The sequence below is a fragment of the Maricaulis sp. ABE4_448 genome, from assembly GCF_056160825.1.
Genome location: NZ_JBSWXX010000012.1, coordinates 1 through 223 on the forward strand (window position 1 = coordinate 1; position 223 = coordinate 223).

The 223-nt window shown below is 58.7% G+C and carries 1 protein-coding gene; it reads left to right on the forward strand.

The features are described 5' to 3' along the window. Nucleotides 1–223: GTP-binding protein (locus ACXAJV_RS15340; RefSeq protein WP_475086288.1), on the forward strand; the 223-nt coding region annotated here is incomplete at both ends.

Genomic DNA, 223 nt, shown 5'->3' on the forward strand with positions numbered 1-223 from the left:
CATTCTTCTGGCCCGCCAGGTTGGCGTTCCGGCGCTGGTGGTGTTCCTGAACAAGGTTGACCAGGTTGACGACGAAGAGCTCCTGGAGCTGGTGGAGATGGAAGTTCGCGAACTTCTGTCGTCCTACGACTTCCCGGGCGACGATATTCCGATCGTTGCGGGTTCGGCTCTGGCGGCTGTTGAAGGCCGTGACGAGAACATCGGCAAGGAGAAGATCCTTGAG